This is a genomic window from Geofilum sp. OHC36d9, assembly GCF_052400685.1.
GTDB lineage: Bacteria > Bacteroidota > Bacteroidia > Bacteroidales > Marinilabiliaceae > CAZHHH01.
The window spans coordinates 150462-169668 of sequence record NZ_JBQTGJ010000006.1; the positions used below are offsets into that span (position 1 = coordinate 150462).

The 19207-nt window shown below is 39.2% G+C and carries 16 protein-coding genes; 6 read left to right on the forward strand and 10 right to left on the reverse strand.

Annotated elements, in window-relative coordinates; all coding sequences use genetic code 11:
- Positions 1–208 precede the first annotated feature (208 nt).
- Entirely contained in the window at positions 209–925 is a 717-nt protein-coding gene (locus ACT3CD_RS08715; protein WP_444644859.1) for a head GIN domain-containing protein, read from the forward strand.
- A gap of 321 nt (positions 926–1246) precedes the next feature.
- Here the strand turns inward: ACT3CD_RS08715 and ACT3CD_RS08720 are convergent, their stop codons facing one another.
- On the reverse strand, positions 1247–2107 hold the full coding sequence (locus ACT3CD_RS08720; RefSeq protein WP_444644860.1) for a DUF4861 family protein: 861 nt from the start codon (positions 2105–2107) through the stop codon (positions 1247–1249).
- Positions 2108–2300: 193 nt separating this feature from the next.
- On the opposite strand from ACT3CD_RS08720, the gene ACT3CD_RS08725 reads away from it, so the two are divergent.
- Complete coding sequence (locus tag ACT3CD_RS08725) at positions 2301–2675, forward strand: DMT family protein (protein ID WP_444644861.1); 375 nt, start codon at positions 2301–2303, stop codon at positions 2673–2675.
- Between the two features lie 251 nt (positions 2676–2926).
- Here ACT3CD_RS08725 and ACT3CD_RS08730 read toward each other — a convergent pair whose 3' ends face one another.
- A complete protein-coding gene (locus ACT3CD_RS08730; protein WP_444644862.1) occupies positions 2927–3475 on the reverse strand; it encodes a DJ-1 family glyoxalase III in 549 nt (182 codons plus the stop codon).
- Positions 3476–3907: 432 nt separating this feature from the next.
- Between ACT3CD_RS08730 and ACT3CD_RS08735 the strand changes: the two genes are divergently transcribed.
- Entirely contained in the window at positions 3908–6352 is a 2445-nt protein-coding gene (locus tag ACT3CD_RS08735) for an AMP-binding protein (RefSeq protein ID WP_444644863.1), read from the forward strand.
- 371 nt (positions 6353–6723) lie between these two features.
- Here the strand turns inward: ACT3CD_RS08735 and ACT3CD_RS08740 are convergent, their stop codons facing one another.
- The 4 genes from ACT3CD_RS08740 to ACT3CD_RS08755 form a co-directional block, all read right to left on the reverse strand.
- Entirely contained in the window at positions 6724–6927 is a 204-nt protein-coding gene (locus ACT3CD_RS08740; RefSeq protein ID WP_444644864.1) for a hypothetical protein, read from the reverse strand.
- 243 nt (positions 6928–7170) lie between these two features.
- Positions 7171–8883, reverse strand: coding sequence for an acyl-CoA dehydrogenase family protein (locus ACT3CD_RS08745; protein WP_444644865.1), 1713 nt, complete (start codon positions 8881–8883; stop codon positions 7171–7173).
- Positions 8884–8944: 61 nt separating this feature from the next.
- On the reverse strand, positions 8945–9964 hold the full coding sequence (locus ACT3CD_RS08750; protein ID WP_444644866.1) for an electron transfer flavoprotein subunit alpha/FixB family protein: 1020 nt from the start codon (positions 9962–9964) through the stop codon (positions 8945–8947).
- A gap of 62 nt (positions 9965–10026) precedes the next feature.
- The gene (locus ACT3CD_RS08755; protein WP_444644867.1) at positions 10027–10899 is read right to left on the reverse strand and encodes an electron transfer flavoprotein subunit beta/FixA family protein; all 873 of its coding nucleotides are present in this window, start codon (positions 10897–10899) and stop codon (positions 10027–10029) included.
- A 514-nt stretch (positions 10900–11413) separates the two neighbouring features.
- Between ACT3CD_RS08755 and ACT3CD_RS08760 the strand changes: the two genes are divergently transcribed.
- The gene (locus tag ACT3CD_RS08760) at positions 11414–11881 is read left to right on the forward strand and encodes a methionine-R-sulfoxide reductase (protein WP_444644868.1); all 468 of its coding nucleotides are present in this window, start codon (positions 11414–11416) and stop codon (positions 11879–11881) included.
- Here the strand turns inward: ACT3CD_RS08760 and ACT3CD_RS08765 are convergent, their stop codons facing one another.
- The 3 genes from ACT3CD_RS08765 to purB all read right to left on the reverse strand — a co-directional run bounded on the left by ACT3CD_RS08765 (position 11882) and on the right by purB (position 15925).
- Positions 11882–12226 carry a T9SS type A sorting domain-containing protein gene (locus ACT3CD_RS08765; RefSeq protein WP_444644870.1) on the reverse strand — a complete coding sequence of 115 codons (345 nt, stop codon included), beginning with the start codon at positions 12224–12226 and terminating at the stop codon, positions 11882–11884.
- A 389-nt stretch (positions 12227–12615) separates the two neighbouring features.
- Complete coding sequence (locus tag ACT3CD_RS08770) at positions 12616–14439, reverse strand: ABC transporter ATP-binding protein (RefSeq protein ID WP_444644872.1); 1824 nt, start codon at positions 14437–14439, stop codon at positions 12616–12618.
- A 130-nt stretch (positions 14440–14569) separates the two neighbouring features.
- Positions 14570–15925 carry an adenylosuccinate lyase gene (purB, locus tag ACT3CD_RS08775; protein ID WP_444644874.1) on the reverse strand — a complete coding sequence of 452 codons (1356 nt, stop codon included), beginning with the start codon at positions 15923–15925 and terminating at the stop codon, positions 14570–14572.
- Between the two features lie 221 nt (positions 15926–16146).
- On the opposite strand from purB, the gene ACT3CD_RS08780 reads away from it, so the two are divergent.
- Both ACT3CD_RS08780 and ACT3CD_RS08785 read left to right on the forward strand, forming a co-directional pair.
- Entirely contained in the window at positions 16147–17553 is a 1407-nt protein-coding gene (locus ACT3CD_RS08780) for an NfeD family protein (protein WP_444644876.1), read from the forward strand.
- A gap of 238 nt (positions 17554–17791) precedes the next feature.
- Positions 17792–17962, forward strand: coding sequence for a hypothetical protein (locus ACT3CD_RS08785; RefSeq protein WP_444644877.1), 171 nt, complete (start codon positions 17792–17794; stop codon positions 17960–17962).
- A 595-nt stretch (positions 17963–18557) separates the two neighbouring features.
- On the opposite strand, the gene ACT3CD_RS08790 is transcribed toward ACT3CD_RS08785, so the two are convergent.
- Positions 18558–19169 (reverse strand): fumarylacetoacetate hydrolase family protein, encoded by a 612-nt coding sequence (locus tag ACT3CD_RS08790; protein WP_444644879.1) that lies wholly within the window; start codon positions 19167–19169, stop codon positions 18558–18560.
- Positions 19170–19207: the final 38 nt, after the last annotated feature.

Consider the following 19207-nt stretch of genomic DNA (forward strand, 5'->3'; position numbering starts at 1 on the left):
ATACTACAAACCAACTTCTTAAATCATGAACCTGTTCTAAAAACGGACACTGCATGTATGATTCTGATACAGAAACAACTCCGTTACGCATCAACACTAAACACATACAATACTAATAATCAACAAAATAAACATCATGGCACGTCTATTGGTAATATATCACTCCATATTTACAAAATCAGACCTTTTAATTTAAAAGACAAAAGCTATGAAAACAATGTTATGGTCAGTTATACTTGCTGCTTTGACGCTTCATTCGTGTATTGAAGCTCAAAATAAAGTTAACGGTGAAGGAGCTGTTGTTACAAAAGAAATCACTGTACAACCATTTAACTCATTGGTGCTAAAATGTGCCACTAATGTTGAAATCATTCAATCAACCGAAAACAAAGTAATTATTGAAGCCGATGAAAACCTGCTACAATATGTTGACATCAAGAACGAAGGCGATAAATTATTGGTTAAAACCAAATCGAAAGTTCAATTCAGACACTACAATCAATTTATAATCAGGGTACATGTCACCAGCCTGTCATCAATAAACAACAGTGGTGTCGGCAATGTAAAATCGTTAAACACGCTAATGGCAGATGAACTTGAACTAAGCCTGTCAAGTGTGGGCAATAATAACTTCGACATCAATGCAAACAAAATCGACGTAACCAGCAGTACTGTAGGTAATATAAACCTGTCGGGAGAAGCGACGTTTGCCAATATAGATCACTCAGGCGTAGGAAATGCCAACTTTAGCAATCTGAAAGTAAAAACACTGCATGTAAAAAGCAGTGCTGTTGGTAACGTAAAAGTATATGCTTCAGATGAAATATATATTCGTCATTCAGGGGTTGGCAACATAAGCTATTCAGGAAATGCACGTGTTATGGAACTAAATTCATCAGGGGTTGGCTCTACCAAGAAATTATAACTACACCAACCGTAAAAAATCACTCGATTCATCCGGCAGAGAATCCGGATGTTGAAGAAGTAGATGGTCTGTTTCTACCAATAAAACAGTTCCTATTTGCGAACCAGTTACGCTGGTGTCATTAAATATTGGTAAAAAACCATTTTTATATACTAAAGAAAACCTAAACTCAGCTTAATTACCCTCCTCTGGAGTTTTGTAGCAGCTACTATATCGAATCTCTGTTAAAGGTTACGCTTGCTCTCAAAATGATCATTTACATCGGTAAATTCACATTTTGAGAGCTGCGTAAGTCCCAAATTTGAACTTTATAAACAAGCACTATTTAGAATAATCTTCCAAATATTTCACCAGCGCTTCCATTGAATTAAGCTCCGCTTCGCGCTCACATGAAGAAGTGATCCATGTTTCGAGATATTTAGTCGGTTTTGAGACCATCTCATATTGCTTAGGTCCTTTTGCTATACTGGCAAAATCAGCTGGATTAAAGATGATACCAGCGCCAATATTCAGCTGGGAGGCGGCGACATCTTCAGGGTGTATACCCCATGTACAAATATAATCATCGCCCTGTTTGGTTTGCATCCCCTTATGATAATTCACCCCTGTATAAAACTGAACCGGATGACTACTAAAAGCAAATGCTTCAACCTTAGCTTCCCGCATACCTGAAAAAACTGTAACCCGAACCAATACGTCGATAGTGTCACCACAATAAGGAATTCCTTCGCTAAGCATTTCCATGTATGACTGGTTGGCCTCTTTACGCACCCGCGCCGTACGCATCGTCACAGGTGTCAGAGATAATACCTTCTGTCCATCCCACAACCGAATTCCGCCTAGTCCCACTGTGGATCCCACTTTATAGTAATCAGCGCCCCAACCCTCATTTTGCTGTTCAACGGTGGGATACCATCCTGCTGCGGCCAATTCAAGACCCGGCTTTTCTTTATTATAAACATCAATGGAACCTTTATGGTCAAAGTAAAGACGCAATCCTATCCATTCGTTCTCAACGGCCGGACCGTGATGCTCCATTTGGCTATATAAATCACCTGTTTCTGAAGCCACTTCGCTCGACTGAGTTCCAGAACCTTTACGCATCAAACTAATGTCCGTCTTATTTTGTCCGTAAACATTCATGGCCATAACGGTCATCACAACCAACGCTATTGTTTTCATGAGCTTAAATTTTATTATTTGTTTGTCACAAAATAAGCAATAAAACACTTATTCGGAAAAAAACGAAAAGTAAAAGCAGCAGGAAACCAAATCTTCAAACAAAAAAAACAGTTAATCGGCAAAAAGAAACGTATTAAAAGACCATGCACACCTATCTTCTTTTTACTTAAATTTGCCGCTTAAAATTCTTGATATGATAACCAAAGGGGTTTGGACAGTGCTGTTGCTGCTACTTTCAAATACATTTATGACCTTTGCCTGGTATGGCCACTTAAAATTCAGCGAAATGAAATGGTCTCAGAACCTTGGTTTACTGACTATTATATTTATAAGCTGGAGTATTGCGCTATTCGAATATATGTGCCAGGTTCCCGCTAACCGCATAGGCTTTAAGGCACACGGCGGACCATTCAGTTTATTGGAATTAAAAGTGATTCAAGAAGTTATCTCACTAACTGTATTTATCATCATTTCCATCACGGTATTTAAGTCAGAGCCGTTACGATGGAATCATTTAATTGGCCTAATATTTCTAATACTGGCGGTCTTCTTTATTTTTAAAAAGTGACAATTTAAAATACCGTATAAACAAAACACCACTTCATTCATATGTTTAAATTTATCTTTCAATGGTCATATGGAACTCTCGATGAATTTTAATCATTCTCCTGTGTGTATTTTAGAATGCTAAAATTCATGTTCGTTTCATATGTTTATAATTTGTTTTTCAGTTGTCATATGGAACTCGCCGGAATAATCATTCACCTGTATGAGAACCGATTTTTCATGGCTCGTTTCACCCAGCCCATTACTCTTGAATTATTCAACAACCATTTTTTTTGCCAAATCAATGGCGACTTCCCGACCAAGCAAATTTCTCACTATTTCGAGAGAAAAAGCCATAGCAGCTCCAATACCTCTTCCTGTAATTATTTTACCATCAGTAACCGCCGGTTCGGCCATTATTTTAGCACCATGTAAATACTTTTCGAATCCAGGATAACAAGTCGCTTTTTTCCCTTGAAGCAACTGTAACTCGCCCAATACCATTGGTCCGGCACAGATTGCCCCAAGCCATTTGTCATTCTTATTAAACGAGGAAACCAAATCTTTAACTTTCTCATTAGCCAAAAGATTAGTCGCTCCAGGAATACCGCCAGGCAAAATAAGCATTTCTGATTCAGAAGGATTGACATCATTCAAAAAGACATCACATTTAACCGAAACATTATGAGAGCCGGTAACAAAAGGAGAGCCGGTGGTCGAAACCAAAAAAACAGACAACCCTGCGCGCCGCAACACATCAACAGGTGTTAAAGCTTCAACTTCCTCAAACCCTTCCGCCAAAAAAACATATATATTTTTCATATGATTATAATTTGTTTCTCAGTTGTCATATGGAACTCGCCGTTATACTCCTCAATTTTTGCAAAAATCCGTATCATGGCTCATTTCAAATCCATAAATAATTAATTTTCACAAACTAAAACTCCCAAATCAAAAACCCTTCATCAATTCCACAGCTTCGTAGTTGACAAAGATACTGGTGTCAGATACAGATCAAAACCTCTGGCCAACCCCACTTAAACTTCGAATAAAAAATAAAATTAAAAACTTCGCGAAATCTATCATAGCTCTAAAATTAAAACGCTTTTCATTAATCACCAAATCATCATCAAGAATTATATTTTAACAAACTGTAAATCAAAATAAAACATTTCCATCAGGCAGTTGTTTTATATAAAAAAAGCAAATAATAGGTAGACAATTACTATTTTTGTAGTTCATTAAATCAACTGTATGTTAAAAAACCGGGGAGAAAAAATTGCGATCACATTTGGCCAAGAAAAAATATCATATCGCAATTTAATGGGTAAAACAGAGCGTTACTCAACAAAGCTTAATATAGGAAAAGAAGAACACGTTGTTATATATTCAGAAAACAGACCAGCATGGTTTTATGCTCTTTATGCAGTTTGGAACCTTCAAGGCGTTGTAATACCCATTGACTTTGGCTCTACCACACAAGAAATAAGCTATATTTTAAAAGATTGTCAACCGTCTGTAGTTTACGTTTCAAACGAAGGTCACGACAAAATGCTAAAAGCCATTGAACAGGCAGACATTCTGACAAGAATTATCATTATAGATGAGGATGAAGAGTACGACTCCACTTGCGTTTCAGATGGAGAAGTCATAAAACCTTCGTTAGATGCTACGGCATTAATAATATATACTTCGGGGACAACAGGCAATCCAAAAGGAGTCGTTCTGAGCTATGGTAACCTAATCACCAATATTATTGGCGTCTCAGAAAAAATTCCTATTTACACACCCGATTCACGCACAATGATACTGCTGCCGCTGCATCACATCCTACCTCTTTTAGGGTCTTTAATCGCACCAATGTATGTGGGTGGAATGGCAGCCATTTGTCCGTCAATGGCCTCTGAAGACATTATGAGAACCCTACAAGACAATAAAATTACAATTATAATAGGCGTTCCACGTTTATATGCAGCCATTCGTAAAGGTATTACAGATAAAATTAACGCCAGTGCGATTGCCCGCATGTTATTTAATACAGCAGCCCGAATTCACTCACAAGCCTTCTCAAAATTGGTGTTTGGGGCAGTACATCGCAAATTTGGTGGAGCAGTTAAATTCCTTGTTTCAGGAGGAGCTCCACTAGACCCTGAAGTTGGTACCGATTACCAAACACTGGGCTTCGAAGTGCTTGAAGGCTATGGTATGACCGAAGCCGCGCCAATGGTTACCTTCACCCGTCCGGGACGTGTAAAAATAGGATCACCCGGGGAGGTTCTTCCAGGATCAGAAATAAAAATCGTAGATAATGAAATTACAGTTCGTGGTGGCAACATCATGAAAGGTTATTACAATCGTCCCGATGAAACAGCACACGTGCTGAAAGGAGGTTGGTTACAAACAGGCGATCTGGGATATATCGACGAAAAAGGCTATCTCTTTATTACAGGTCGCAAAAAAGAAATTATTGTTACTTCCAACGGGAAAAACATAAACCCCGTTGAGCTGGAGGAAAAACTTCTCATGTACAAAGAAGTGGATGACTGTGGCGTTTTCTTACATGAAAATCAACTGCACGCCATCATAGTACCCAATCATCGCGAGATACAATCTGAAAACATAATGGAAGCGGTAAGAAACCTGGTAATCGCACCATTTAACAATACGGTCTCATCCTACAAAAGAATATTAAAAATACATACGACTGACGAAGAACTGCCGCGCACCCGTTTGGGCAAACTGCAAAGATTCAAACTGCAAGACTATGCCATTGAAGAGCAGGTAGAAACAGAACAAGAAGAGGCCCCTCAATCCGAAGAGTTCAAACTTATTGCCAATTATTTGGAACAGGAAAAAGGTCGTAAAGTGAGAGCTTCGCACCATCCTGAACTTGATTTGGGGCTGGACTCGCTTGACAGGGTAGCACTTCAAGCCTATTTATACCAATCGTTTGGCGTTGACATTGAAGCAAATAATATTAGTCAATTCAAAACAATAGGCGAGTTATGCGACTTTGTTGCCGAGAAAAAAACCAAAATGGAAGATGGTGGCATCGACTGGAAAGAAATTCTAAAAGAAAAGGTACACCTCAATTTACCGGTATCGTGGCTACCCACAACCATTATGATGCGGCTTTCAAAACTTATTTTTAAACTATATTTTAGATTCAGAGCCAAAGGAATGGAAAATATTCCATCGGGACCATGCATCATAGCACCAAACCACCAAAGCTTTTTTGACGGATTATTTGTTACCGGTTTGTTACGTACCAAACAAATAAGGAAAACATACTTTTACGCCAAGGCGCAGCACGTAAAAAAACCTGTGCTTAAATTTCTGGCAGATAAAAACAACGTTATTGTTGTCGATTTAAATCGCAACCTTAAGGAATCCATCCAGAAAATGGCAGAAGTCTTAAAACGACAAAAAAACCTCATTATTTTCCCCGAAGGAACCCGCTCTATAAACGGAAATCTGGGTCAATTTAAAAAGACATTCGCCATATTAAGCCGGGAGTTAAATATCCCTATTGTTCCTGTTTCAATAAAAGGGGCCATTGATGCGTTGCCAAAAGGAAGCATTTTCCCAAGGCCATGGAAAAAGATTCATGTGGAATTTTTACAACCTGTCTATCCCGCCAACAAAAGCTATGACCACATTTCCGACTTAGTGCGTGACCGAATACAGGCAAATATGTAAAAGACTAAAATGAATGTAAGAAAACAATGCTTGCTCTTAACTCACTAACAATAGTTATCCTGCATTTAACTAGTTCAAATCCATTTAAAGTATTGGTTATTAACTGTCCATAAAGTCAGAAGTTTACACTAAAGATTACTAATCCAAGGCTTGCGCAAGACGCAAAATATGAGTTAACTGTTGAAAATGCTCATTATAGGAAGATGGACAACGTAAAAATTGGGTTATATAAACAGACGCCATTTCGACCATGTTACGTAAAAGACGATTATGAATGCTTGTGAACGCGACTAAAAATAAAATTAAAAAAACAGCAAAAAAAAAGGCGGCCCAAAGGTCGCCATTTTCTTTTTTCCGTTTTCAGCCAGAAGTTATTCAGCAGGCATTTCTTCTTCAACTACAGCAGCAGTAGAATCAGCTACAGCAACAGCAGAATCAGCTACAACAGCAGTTTCTTCAACAACTTCAACAGCTGGTTCAACGACAGTTTCCTCAGCGGCAGGTTTTGATGATCCACCGGCACAACCGGCAAAAACCAAAGCCATGAATACGAAAAATCCAAATAATTTTTTCATAACACTTTAAATTTTTAGGTTAATTTGTTTGTTAGAAAGAGAATTTTTAATCTCTAAGAGTTAGTAAAATTAGTAAAGCCATTTCAATTTGCAACTTATCAGCGAAAAAAAATTTTATAAAGAATCATTCCAATCGAACCTGATATAAAATTGAATAAATCAATATATTACCAAACAAAACCGTCCCACAATCCTAACAAAGGACTCCGGGACGGCTATAAAAACGACTTTCAGTTGATGAAACTATGCCTCTGCCGGCTTAAAAAAGCCCAAATCATCAATTGAAAAATTAGAAATGTATTCTGCTTTCGCCCGATTCTCCGAGCGCCCTGAACGGATAAAAATATCGGCAGAACGTCTAAAACTGTCATCCCGTTCTGTATCATGTAACAGCAGATACCCCATAATTATATTACCTGCCATTTCCACCAAACGTCGGGCATGAAAGTCAAGATACTCATTATCCTTCACTGCGGTCACCTGATGAACAGCCTTTTCAAACTCTTCTGTCATCCCTATCAAGGTACGTCTGAAGGCATGTAATTCGGGTTTAAGAGGCATTTCCTCATACTCCCTAATACGATTCAAATACCCTCCCGTAGTTACCCCTCTAATGGCCGCCACAACCTGTAGTTGGGTCGTACCTTCATAAATAGTTGTAATACGGGCGTCTCTATAAATCCTTTCAATAGGGTAATCTTTCATGAATCCACTTCCGCCATGAATCTGAAGCGCATCGTAGGCCAATTGATTACAATACTCACTGGTCATCCCCTTTAACAAGGGTGTGAAGAAATCAGCCAGACGCTGGTAATACTTCATCTCCTTGCGTTCTTCTTTATCCAACTGACGATCGTTACTAATATGAGCATATGTTTTGTATATGTCCACAAAACGGGACGTTTCATACAACAACGTACGAGAAGCATCCAGTTTCGCTTTCATGGTTGCCAGCATTTCATAAACAGCGGGAAAGTCTGCAATAGGCTTGCCGAACTGTTTCCTTTCAGCAGAATAAGCCAATGCTTCGCGATAAGCCGACTCCGAAATACCCACCGACTGTGCGCCAATACCTAAGCGAGCCCCATTCATCAAAGCCATCACGTATTTAATCAGACCCAACTTACGCTCACCCACCAATTCAGCCGGAGCATTTCGAAACACCAATTCGCATGTTGGTGACCCTTTAATACCCATTTTATTTTCGATACGACGAATGGTCACCGCCTTTTGGTTACGGTCATAGATAAACATCGACAAACCACGACCATCATTGGTTCCCGCTTCACTTCTTGCCAAAACCAAAGAGACATGCCCATCACCATTGGTGATAAAACGTTTCACGCCATTCAGATACCATTTGCCATCCTTTTCATTAAAAGAAGCTTTTAGTTGAACCGCTTGCAGGTCGGACCCGGCATCAGGTTCAGTCAGATCCATAGCGGCTGTTTCGCCATTGGAGATGCGTGGTAAAAACCGGCATTTCTGGTCTTCGTCGGCAAATTCATTAATGGTTTCGGCGCAATCCTGCAATCCCCAGATATTAACAAATCCGGCATCGGCACGCGAAACAATGTCAGCCGCCATAATATACGGTACAATAGGAAAATTCAGACCTTCATATTTACGGGGCAACGTAATGCCCATCAGACCTGCTTTAACCAGCGCATCCAAATTTTCCTGTGTCCCCTTGGCGTAAACCACTTCGTTATTTACGATGCTTGGTCCTTCAGCATCAACCCCTTCGGCATTTGGGGCTACAATATCGCCACTAATTTCACCAACTATTTCAAGCACTTTTTCATAGCTATCCATAGCATCTTCGAAATCCACAGGCGCATAATCAAACTTATCCTTATCGGCAAAATTACGCTCTTTGAGCGCCACAATCTTTTTCATCAACGGATGTTGAAGATGAAAAAGAAGATCCGGGTTATCTGTAAAAAAATTAGCCATTTTATTTATGGTTAGAGGCTTAACAGCCTTTAGTACAACGTTAATAAAACTTACTGAACAATTACTTACTGTTCTTTTTATAGTACTTTATCATCTTAGGGATGATATCCATTACTTCACCGGTAATTACATAGTCTGCAATTCGGTTAATAGGAGCATTGCTATCGGTATTGATGGCAATAACCATGGCTGATTCGCCCATACCTGCAGTATGCTGAATCTGCCCCGATATACCACATGCGATATATAGCTTAGGTCGTACCGTCACGCCGGTTTGTCCAATCTGACGGTCATGATCGGCATAGCCTGCATCAACAGCTGCACGAGAGGCGCCAACTTCAGCACCCAACACATCGGCCAAATCATATAACAGGTTGAAGTTTTCCTTAGAACCCATTCCGTAGCCACCGGCCACAATTATTGATGAATTTTTAATGTTAACACGACTGTTTTCCATGTGGCGTTCAATCACCTTAACAATTAAATCCTCAGGCTTCAAATATTTGCTAACTTCAACGGTCTTTACCTCACCCTTATAATTAGCATCCAAAATTGCCTTTTTCATCACGCCTTCGCGCACAGTGGCCATTTGCGGCCTACAATCAGGATTTATAATAGTCGCTACAATATTACCCCCAAAAGCAGGTCGTATCTGATACAACAAATTTTTATAAACTTTACCAGCTTTTTTATCTTCATGATCCCCAATTTCCAGAGCCGTACAGTCGGCTGTCAAACCGCTGAAAAGAGCTGAAGAAACACGTGGGCCCAAATCACGCCCCATTGTCGTGGCGCCAAGGAGTGCCACCTGTGGTTTCAACTCACGAAAAAGACCATTAATAATGGCAGCATGAGGTAAAGTTGTATAAGGCGCCAGATGTGGATCATCACCAATGTGAACTACATCGGCTCCATAAGGAAAAATATGACTTTCAATACCTTTAAGCTTGTGCCCCAACACGAGGGCTTCGAGCTTACATTTAAGTGTGTCGGCTAAGGTGCGCCCTTTAGTCAGCAGTTCAAGGCTAACGTCGGCAATTTTCCCCTCATCCATTTCACATATAACGAAAACATTATTCATGATGTCGTGTAATTAATTTGAGAAGCACTGTGTGCTAATGCTTGAAATAAAATACTTAAAAATTATCCAATTGTATGATTCAGAATGAGTTCTTTAATCAAATCTTCAACATCCTTATCAGAAGAAGTCAGAGTCTTCGATTCTTTGGCCTGAAACACCACATTTTCAATGGTTTTGACTTTCGTCGGCGATCCCTTTAAACCAAGCCATTGTGCATCCGTTTCGACATCGTTAATTCCCCATTCCTGAATATTCAGATAAGCACGATCATTTGACAAACTAATGTAATCGTCTGATTGCGTTTGGCGCTCAGTCAAAGTGCGTGCATGTTTAAATTTCATCACCAATTTGGCATTACGTGGCCTACAGGCAGCCGCCGATCCATTAACAGTAACAAGACATGGCAGCGGGGACTCAACAACTTCCACCCCTCTCTCCAGCCTGCGGCGGATAGTAATTTTGCCTTTCTCTACACCCAAAACTTCTTCGGCATATGTAATTTGAGGCAATCCAAGCTTCTCAGCCACTTGCGGTCCTACCTGTGCGGTATCCCCGTCAATAGCCTGACGCCCTGCCAGGATAACATCATATGATTTAATCTTACGCATCGCGCATGACAAAGCATAAGAAGTGGCCAAAGTATCAGAACCGGCAAAAGCACGATCTGTTAACAAAAAACCGCCATCTGCTCCGCGAAACATTCCTTCTCTTATAATGTCAGCTGCACGTCCGGGCCCCATTGTTAATATCGTAACAGTACTTCCTTTGTACTTGTCCTTTAGCCTAAGAGCTTGCTCCAGGGCATTGAGATCTTCCGGATTGAAAATGGCTGGCAACGCGGCCCGATTCACCGTGCCGTCGGCTTTCATCGCATCTTTGCCAACATTACGAGTGTCCGGTACCTGTTTGGCAAGAACAATAATCTTTAATCCCATAATTATCTTAAATTTTATTACAAATCGTTATGAAAACTCACAAATATAAGAAAAGGGGGTTTCCCCACAAGTAAAAAACCATACTGGAAGACAATCATTTAAGAAAAAAAATCCATCAACAGCAAAATGACAAATCCTAAAATTCAACCCAACAATCAGTTATAAAATGACATTTTCCAATATTTCAGACCACAATTAAAAAATAAGAAGCTTTATAAAACCACAATTTATACTTAGACTAAATTCAGATCGATCATTTAAACAAAAGCGTAAAAAACAACAAAGAAGGACCAATAATTCATTTGTAAAAATATAGTCCTATGCCAAAACAACTTCCGTCTATAAAACGTTATATACCTGCATGACGCTGGAATTTAATACTTGCATAAGAGGCGGACTTCTGCGCTATGCATGTCCTGAAAATAGTCATTTACCATAGTAAATTCACTTTCCAGGACTTCACCAGCCTTTATCAAGCACCTAATTCTTTTGATAATGCTATTAAAAAACAAAAATGCGAACAAAGAGACTAATAATAACCTATATCATAATTGCAGCTTCAACATTTTTATGTGAGGCACAGGAACCTGTTGATACAATTAAAATGGAACCATTAAAATTCAGACAATTGACCCCCGAAGAAATGGCGGTCATTAAGTACAAGGGGACAGAACGTCCATTTAGCGGTATTTATTACATGCATAATGAAACCGGGACATACACTTGCAAACAGTGTGGAGCTCCGCTATATCGCTCAAAAGACAAATTTGACGCACAATGCGGATGGCCCTCATTTGATGATGAAATTAAGAATGCTGTGAAAAGAGTACCGGATGCAGACGGAAGAAGAACTGAAATAGTGTGCAACAATTGTGGGGCCCATCTTGGACATGTTTTTATTGGAGAAGGATTTACACCAAAAGATACGCGTCACTGCGTGAATAGCATTTCACTCCAATTTACCCCTGACAAACCGGAATAACTACCGAACCAGGATCTTATAAGTCAATGGTTTAATCCACTGATCAGAGGTTACATGCACCAAAAATACCCCTTTTCTCAAATAATAGGCGGGCACAATTGCCGTACCATAGAAAGAATCCACCCTACTTTTGTAAACCTCTTTACCTGTCAAGTCGTAAACCCGTATAATAGCTGTTTTTAAGTGATCCGAAGAAACAACAATATTCCCTGTGCCACTATCATAATTAACAGACACAGAATCAACTGGTGCAGCAGAAATAAAAGAAGACTGCGCATTTAAAGCAACACCCATTAACAGCCAAATAAACGAAGCCATCAAGACACAAATAAATCTTCTTTTCATAATCAACTCATTTATAATAAATGATGGTATTCTGGAAATAGGTCAAAAGCCATCAACTCTTTAATACCCAAATACTATAATTTTAAATGTCAGCATTTTGGACATAAAAATAATAATTCCTGATTAACTCCCTGCATAATCAATCAATTTTCCACGTTATTGCTCTCGATAAAAATTCAACGTTTGCGTTATGATTGTCCTCAAAATGGTTACTGACCGCAGTAACCCCATTTTCTCAATCTATAGAAGCCCCCAAAATAAAACTCACTTATCTGACTGCCGCTAAAGCAAAAGATATCGACAAAAAAAAAATCCAGAAAACAAAGAACCCCTTCATACTCCAAACATTACTGGATTACGAAAGGGATTCAAATAAGTTTCAAATGGTACTAATCTCTCATTTGCAAACCATGAAGTTTCTTGTAGATACCATTCTTAGTAATAAGATCCTCATGGGTTCCTACTTCCACAATTTCACCCTCATGAAAAACACATATAAGATCGGCATTACGTACCGTAGATAAACGGTGAGCAATAACAATAGAGGTACGATTAGCCATAAGGTTATCAAGCGCATCCTGCACCAACAATTCGGATTCAGTATCAAGAGCCGAAGTGGCCTCATCAAGAATCATGATAGGGGGATTCTTCAACACAGCGCGGGCAATACTTAAACGCTGCCTTTGGCCGCCGGAGAGTTTACCGCCCCGATCGCCGACCATTGTTTCATAACCATGACTCGTTTCCATAATAAAATCATGCGCATTGGCTACCTTGGCAGCATTTATCACATCGTCCATTGTTGCCGATTCAACGCCAAAGGTAATATTGTTAAAAATGGTATCGTTAAAAAGAATGGCATCCTGATTAACATTCCCCATGATATGACGCAAATCCTGCAACTTTAAATCACGAATATCGATGCCATCAATTAAAATAGCACCGGACTTAACATCGTAAAAACGTGGCAGCAGATCAACAAAAGTAGATTTACCACTCCCCGACTGCCCCACCAGGGCAATTGTTTTTCCTTTAGGAATAGATAAACTGACATTTTTAAGCACCGGTTTCTCGGCATACGAAAAGGTCACATTTCTATATTCAATTGCAGAATTAAGATCAACAATGGTTTTAGCATCAGCAGCCTCCATTATTGAAACATCAGCCTGCAAAACCATATCTATTCGTTCGTATGCGGCCAGTCCTTTTTGTATACTAAAAAAAGCTTGTGAAAACGCTTTCGACGGATTGATGATTAAATAAAAAATCCCTATGTATGATAAAAAGGCCGCAGGAGCCAATCCACTTTCCTGACTTAAAATCAAGGTTCCACCAAACCAAACCACCAGCACAATCACAATGGTTCCTAAAAATTCACTGACAGGATGCGCCAATTCGCGACGACGCATCAACTTATTCATAATGTGCCGATAATCTTCAATCTCGTTATTATAACGAGCGTCCATCTTTTTCTCAGCATTAAAAGCCTTTATGATTCTCAGTCCTGATAATGTTTCTTCAAGAACACCCAAAATAACGCCCATTTTGGTCTGTCCTTTCATCGAACTTTTCTTCAAACTACGACCAATACGACCAATTATTAGTCCCGCTAAAGGAAGCATCACCAAAACAAAAGCGGTTAATTCAACGCTAAATATCAGCATGGTGACCAGATATACTACAATCATCACCGGATTTTTCAAAGCCATATCCAGCGATGACATAATTGAATTTTCAACTTCCTGAACATCACCTGTCGAACGGGAAATGATGTCTCCTTTTCGCTCCTCGCTAAAAAAACTTAGAGGAAGTCTTAATATTTTATCGTACAACATCTTGCGAATATCCCGCACAACACCATTGCGCAATCCAACACTGGTATATGAGGCCAAAAAAGATGTCCCAACCTTTAATAAAGTTCCTACAATGAGAAATACACCAACAAAAAGCAGTGACCAACCAGGTCCATATTGGGTTTTAAAATAAGTAATGTAGTAATACAAATTATTTATAACCGTGTCCAGATCAAAAGCAAAAGGGACTAACTCATGCACCTCACTATCCTGCAGCAAAATAATTTCCAGCATCGGGATCATCATGGCTATGGAAAAAACCGCAAATAAAGCCGATAACAAATTAAAAGTAAAGTTTAAAGCCAAAATATGTTTATAAGGCTTCAGAAACTTCCAGGCAATCTTGAAAAATTCCTTCATCTATCCAATTCAACAGTTAATAATATACGCCAAACAGGCACACCGGCAAAGGTAGGAAAAGAAGCCAAAAAACAAAGAGGAGCTCCTTCTGTAGCTAAAGAAACGCCTCTTCAAATGACATTATTTCAGCTTAAAACATATTAACGCCAGTATAAGCAGAAGGTGTCAACTTACGAAGCTCCGACTTCACTTCATCTGAAATCTGCAATTCATCAATAAAAGCAGCAATAGACCCGGCCGTGATAGCAGAATTAGTTCTTGTCAGTGCCTTAAGCGCCTCATAGGGATTAGGATAACCTTCCCGTCGCAAAATTGTTTGAATACCTTCGGCCACCACAGCCCAATTATCTTCCAAATCCGCTTTCACCGCTGCTTCGTTAAGTAATAATTTACTCAGTCCTTTTTGAATTGACTGAATTGCAATGATAGAATGCCCCAAAGGAACGCCAATATTACGTAAAACAGTACTGTCGGTAAGATCTCTCTGTAAACGCGAAACCGGCAATTTAGCAGACAAATGCTCAAAAACAGCATTGGCAAGTCCCAGATTACCTTCAGCATTTTCGAAGTCGATGGGATTAACTTTATGAGGCATAGCACTGGATCCCACCTCTCCCTTTTTTATACTCTGCTTAAAATATTCCATCATGACATACATCCATATGTCACGTGACAAATCAAGCATAATGGTATTAATACGCTTAAGATTATCAAAAATCGCCGCCAAATTATCATAGTTACTTATTTGGGTCGTAAACGGCTCGCGCTCAAGCCCCAATTTATCGTTAAGAAAACGATTAGCAAAAGCCACCCAATCAATATCAGGATAAGCAACATGATGGGCGTTAAAATTACCCGTTGCCCCGCCGAACTTTGCAGAACAAGGAACCGCTTTCAGCATGTTCAGTTGTTTATTCAACCGATCCACAAAAACCATCAATTCCTTTCCTAAATGAGTAGGAGAAGCTGGCTGACCATGTGTCTTAGCCAACATAGGGACATCTTTCCACTCCTGCGCCATCTTCGTTAGCTGACCAATCATATCCTCCAGCAAAGGATAATAAACGTCTTTAATACCGTCACGCAACGATGCGGGAACCGAAGTATTGTTGATATCCTGAGAAGTCAGTCCAAAATGAATAAACTCTTTAAAAGCCTGTAGCCCTAATGTGTCAAAACATTCTTTCAGAAAATACTCAACAGCCTTAACATCATGATTGGTCACCGATTCAATGCTTTTAATCCTTTCGGCATCTTCAATCTTAAACTCCTTATAAATGGCTCTCAACTTATCAAAATACGAAGCATCAAAAGCAGAAAGTTGCTTCAAAGGGATTTCGCACAAAGCGATAAAATACTCCACCTCCACCATCACACGATACCTTATTAAGGCATATTCGGAAAAATAGGAAGCTAAAGCGTCAACTTTTTTACGATAACGACCGTCGATAGGAGAAATAGCTGTTAGTAACTGAATATCGAGCATAACAAATGGTTAGTTTTGCCGCAAAGGTAGTAAAATTTGACATGTAAAATACAATGATTAGATGGTGATACCGTGATTTTTCATCATAAAGTAAACATCCATGCATAAACACACACACACTAAATATTTCAAAAAAGCAGCCAATAATAACAAATTGTCTCTTAATAAAACAGAACCCTATCATTAAAAAAACTATTTTTGAATAATATAAACACGATACTATGAAAACCCGATATCTCTTTCTTTTCTTTTTCATTCAACTGTTAATGCCCCATGCCCTCAAGGCCGATTCTGATACCACGCAAGTCTACCGACTGCCAATATTCGACAACATCAACAGCACCACATGGGTACACGTAAAGCATGGATTTGAAGAGGCAGCAAAATTAAATGCCGATGTTATTATAGTACATTTAAATACGTACGGTGGTGAAGTTATATTTGCTGATAGTATACGCACCAAGATATTGAACACTTCCACTCCTGTTCACGTTTTTATTGATAACAATGCCGCCAGTGCCGGCGCCCTCATATCCATTGCCTGCGATAAAATATTTATGCGACCGGGGGCTAATATTGGTGCAGCAACCGTTGTAAACCAAACGGGCGAACAAATGCCCGATAAATACCAGAGCTATATGCGCTCAACCATAAGGGCCACCGCCGAAGCACATGGTAAAGACACCTTAATCACGAAAAACGACACCATAATAAAATGGATACGGGATCCTCGCATCGCTGAAGCAATGGTAGACCAACGGCTTGTAATCCCCGGATTGGTTGACTCCAGTCAGGTTCTAACCTTTACAGCATTAGAAGCAATTGAATACAACTATTGTGATGGGTTAGCCGACAACATGGATGACGTAATTAAACAGCTGGGATACCAAAATTACACCATTAAAAGTTTCGAACCCTCTTTATACGACAATCTTAAGGGATTTCTTAACAGCCCGATGCTCAGAGGGCTTCTGATACTTATCATTATTGGCGGCATCTATTTTGAGATGCAATCACCAGGCATTGGATTTCCGCTTGCAATAGCCGTCTTAGGTGCGATTCTGTATTTTGCACCGCTTTACATTGACGGACTGGCGGCCAATTGGGAAATAATAATCTTCGTCATTGGGATAGCCCTAATAGCACTTGAGGTATTTGTGATACCAGGTTTTGGTGTCGCGGGGGTGAGCGGTATCATCCTTACAATAACAGGACTGACTCTGGCTCTTGTTAAAAACGTGGCGTTTAACTTTGAAAATGTAGATAATTCTGATTTTGTGGAGGCATTACTTACCGTCTTTCTGGGCATGTCAGGCGGAATTATATTAACCATTTATTTAAGTAACAAACTAATTACCGCGGAAAAAGGCGTTTTCTCAAAAATTGCGCTCAAAACATCGCAGGATGTAAATCTTGGCTATATTGCCGTAGACAACACCCTAAGTGCTCTAATCGGGAAAACGGGTATCGCATCCACGGTCTTACGCCCATCAGGGAAAGTCTTAATTGAAGGGGAATATTACGATGCCAGAGCCACAGACCATTTCATAGAAAAAAACGAACCGATTAAAGTAATAAGTTATAGTTCGGGCCAGCTAAATGTGCGACAATACGTGCAAAAATTATAGCACCAGCAGAAAATAAAAAAATAAATTCAGAAACAGAAGCTTCAAACAATCCTAAAAGAATAAAATTCAAACACATAGTCATCAAAGAAAAATTCAAAAAAAAATTGAATATTTTTTCAATCTATTTGTTGCTGAAATATAAAATTTCGTATTTTTCACCCGAAATAAATACCCATTTTTAAATTATAGGAGGAACATAAAAATGAAAGGAAAAAAGCTTCCCAAGAAAAATTCCGGGATGTATCAAGACGAAGAAGCTATCAAAAAACCGGGGGTAAAGCTATCTAAAGAGAAAAGGTCGAAGAAACTTTCAATCTATGATGTGGATGATATCGACGAAATAGAGAAATACAAAATCGACGACGATTTTGATTTCTATGCAGAAGACGACGATGATGATTTATATTAATTAGTGTCAGCAAGCGTTTTTTTGGCAATCACTAATTAATTATTGCAAAAAAAACGATGAAGCGTCTCAGCTAAACAAAAATATAATAATCTATAAGTTCTAAGACGCAAGAAGCTTCGCTTCTTCTGAGCAGTACATTTGTTTTTCGTGTAATCTATTTTGACGGAACAGATATGGCCGGTAACGTAAAACGCTAGCCAATTGATGAACGTCGCACATCAAATAATGACACAGAAACAGGAATGGCTGTCCGGAAGAAGCGGTGGCTATTGTGTATAATTGCGTGTATCAAAACACAGTGCAACTCCCCCAGCATTAGCATATATCAAAAGGAGACAACCCCTTGAAAAATAGTTCAGGAGATAGTTCTAGCCTCTCTCGCATTAGGAATTCTCTCATCAATTCTCTCATCCACATACAAGACAGTCTTTAAAATCAATTAAGAAATAAAAAAGTCTTAACCATAAAGAGGGTGCAGGGCAAGCCAATTAATAAATCAACATTACTTTCAGAAATAAGCACAGCTTTCAATATAATAGCGCTAAGGGAACACACAAGCTCTTTATCAAACTGATCGCCCGAGCAACAGAAATCTCTATTTCACCAAAAAATCAAAAAAACACTGATCTTCAATAAACCCCTGAAGACGGTCGCCTATGGACACAGCCCCGACTCCGGCAGGCGTTCCGGTATAAATTAAATCTCCGATTTTCAGTGTAAAATATTTAGAGACATGCGCAATAATTTGATTGACATCAAAAAGCATATCCTTACTATTCCCTTTTTGACGAAGCTCTCCGTTCACCAATAACTTAAAATTTATGTTATTTAAATCCGGCAAATCGTCTATCGAAACAAAGCTGGAAATAACAGCAGATCCGTCAAAAGCTTTACATTTCTCCCACGGGAGTCCTTTTCCCCGTAACTCATCCTGTAAATCGCGAGCCGTAAAATCCACCCCTAATGCCAGTTCATTATAATAGCGAGGCGCAAATTGAGGTTCAATATTTTTACCCAACCGGTTTATTTTGATAACTAGTTCCACTTCATGATGAAACAAATTGGCAAAATCAGGCAAATAAAACGGATCATTATTTCTGAGCAAAGCAGAATCGGGTTTCAAAAAGACCACCGGCTCCGGGGGCAGAGGATTTTTCAATTCTTTGGCATGCTCCCCGTAATTCCGACCAATACATAATATTTTCATAGCTACAAAAATATCGACTTAAGCAAAAAATAATTCAT